Source organism: Pusillimonas minor, from assembly GCF_014237865.1.
In the GTDB taxonomy this organism is placed as follows: Bacteria; Pseudomonadota; Gammaproteobacteria; order Burkholderiales; family Burkholderiaceae_B; genus Neopusillimonas; species Neopusillimonas minor.
Map to the genome: position 1 here is coordinate 1 of NZ_JACJUU010000035.1, position 2,604 is coordinate 2,604.

At 59.1% G+C, this 2,604-nt stretch carries 2 protein-coding genes and 1 pseudogene; all 3 read left to right on the forward strand.

Annotated features, from left to right (window positions below; genetic code table 11):
• The first annotated feature begins 22 nt into the window (after positions 1-22).
• A complete protein-coding gene (gene tnpA, locus GTU67_RS15060) occupies positions 23-388 on the forward strand; it encodes an IS66 family insertion sequence element accessory protein TnpA (RefSeq protein WP_093971838.1) in 366 nt (121 codons plus the stop codon).
• Complete coding sequence (gene tnpB, locus GTU67_RS15065; protein WP_060446882.1) at positions 388-744, forward strand: IS66 family insertion sequence element accessory protein TnpB; 357 nt, start codon at positions 388-390, stop codon at positions 742-744. The genes tnpA and tnpB overlap by 1 nt, the downstream gene beginning before the upstream one ends.
• A gap of 279 nt (positions 745-1,023) precedes the next feature.
• Positions 1,024-2,583 (forward strand): annotated as a pseudogene (gene tnpC, locus GTU67_RS15070) (IS66 family transposase); the annotation flags it as partial.
• Between the last annotated feature and the right edge of the window lie 21 nt (positions 2,584-2,604).

A 2,604-nucleotide genomic window follows, 5' to 3' on the forward strand; every position in this document is an offset into this window, starting at 1 on the left:
CTTGTTTTTCGTGGAGTCACCGATGTCAACAACCAGAGGGCCGGGTCAGGCCTGGTGGGAATTTCATTTGAATGCCATTGCCCGTGAGGGCATTGCGGTCAAGGCCTATGCCCGGCGTGAGGGGCTTGATGAGTCGAGCCTTTATTATTGGCGCCGACGCCTGCGCGCACAAATCCAGGGACCACAACCACTGGCGCTTGAGCACTCGAATGGTGCGCCACCGCCGTCAGCACGTTTTGTTTCTGTCTGCGTCAATACCGTACGTGACGCTACCAACTCTCACTCTGTCCTGATACTGGGATCGGGTCTGCGCCTGGAGTTGTCGTCCCTGCCCAGCCCTCAGTGGTTGGCCCAGGTCAGTCTGGCCCTGACCGCACAGGTGCGCTGATGCACCCGGGCGCCTCTATCAGTCAGGTCTACCTGTGCTGCGTGCCGGTCGACTTCAGAAAACAAATTGATGGCCTGGCGGCCCTGGTTCAGGCCGAATTGTCGTTGAACGTCTTTGGCGATGCGCTGTTCGTGTTTGCCAACCGCCAACGCACGCGCCTGAAAATCCTTTACTGGCATCGCAACGGGTTCTGTCTGTGGCAAAAGCGCCTTGAGAAAGACCGGTTTGCCTGGCCTTCGGGCGATTGTCCAGCGACGCAGACGATCGATCTCAGGGAGCTTGAGTGGTTGTTGGAAGGCTTTGATTTATGGGCAAATTATCCGCATAAAACATTGAATTATCAATCAGTTATATGACTTTATGAGGTATAATACGGCATGTCTGAAACGCATGCCGCCGCCCTCAATTCCAATCGTTCTTCACGCGTCAAATCGGTTGATTTGCCGACCTCTGTCGAGGCGTTTGAAACGGCGTTGCAGGCTGAGCGTGAACGCATGCTGGCCCTGTTACGGGCCAATCTCGAGCCTGACATTCAGGCGTTGGTTCAATCGCAACTTCACGCCCAACTCGAAGTCCATCGCCAGGCGCTTGAGGCTGACTACCAACGCCAAATCGCCATTGAGCGCGAACGGATTGAACGCCGTGTCGCTGCCGAACTGGCTGCAGACATGCAAGCCAAGATCGACGAGGGCATTGCCGCCGGCGTTGCCGAAAAAATCCAGTACATTCTCGAGCAATGGCGCTTGAGCCGCCATCGGCGCTTCGGCCCCAGTAGCGAATCGCATCAGGGCGAGCTGTTCAACGAAGCCGAAACCCTGGTCGATCAGGCGCCTCAAACGCCTGACGAGCACGACGACGACAGCGACGACACAGATTCGGGTAAAGCGTCGGGCGATAAAAAGAAACCCAAGCGGGGGCACCGTCGCGCGCTGCCCCCCGAATTGCCGCGTATCGAACACGTCATTGACGTGCCCGAAGAGCAGCGCGTGTGTGATTGCGGCACGCCCATGGTGCGCATCGGCGAAGACGTCAGCGAACAGCTCGATATCGTGCCCATGCAGATCCGGGTGATTCGTACCGTGCGCCCGCGTTATGCCTGCGTTAAAGGCGATCAGGCGCCGGTGCAAATGCCGGCCCCGGCTCAGGTGCTGCCCCGCAGCAACTTCAGCGCCGGTTTCCTGGCGATGCTGGCCGTGGTGAAATACGTTGACGGCTTGCCGCTGGCGCGCTTTGAAAAAGTGCTGGCCCGTCACGGCGTTGACGTACCCCGCCAAAGTCTGGCCCGAGGCATCATCAAACTGGCCCAGGCCCTGCAGCCGCTGCACAACCTGGCTCGCGATGCCTTGCTCGACAGCCCCGTCATCTATATGGACGAAACTACGGTCCAGGTACTGAAAGAGCCCGGACGAAGTCCGACGAGCACCAGTTATATGTGGGTGCAACGCGGCGGGCCGCCGGGCAAACCGGTGGTGCTGTTTGACTACCATTCGAGCCGTTCGGGGCAGATTCCGGTGCGCCTGCTCGAAGGCTGGCAGGGTTACCTGATGACGGACGGGTACGAGGGTTATGCGCCCGTGGCGCGTGGGGCGGGTGTCGAACACTTGGCCTGTGCCGCTCATGCCCGTAGAAAGTTTGTTGAAGCCAAACGTTCCAGCCCCAATGGCAAAAGTGCCCGCGCCGATCATGCGCTGGACCTGTTCGGTAAACTGTATCGCATAGAAGCCCAGCTCAAAGACGCCTCTGATGCCGAACGCTTCGAGGCCCGGCAAACCCGTAGCCTGCCGGTGCTGCAAAAACTGCGCACCTGGCTCGATGACACCTTGCCCGTGGTCACCCCGAAGAGCAAACTGGGCGAAGCGCTGGGGTACTTGCACAAGGTCTGGTCCCGGCTGGTCCGGTATACCGAGCGGGGGGACTTGCCCATCGACAACAACCCCGCCGAATCGGCCATCAGGCCCTTCGTGGTGGGTCGAAAAGCGTGGCTCTTCTCTGACACACCTGCGGGCGCTCATGCCAGTGCGGTACTGTACTCGCTGCTGGAGACGGCCAAAGCCAATGGCCGCGAGCCTTACGCGTGGCTGCGGTTTGTAGTGGAACGCCTGCCGTTGGCGACGACCGTCGATGAAATTGAAGCATTGTTGCCGTGGAATACCCATGACCAAGATTTAGCCATGAATCTGGCCGCCTTGGAATAATGGGGGAAATGGATCAATTAC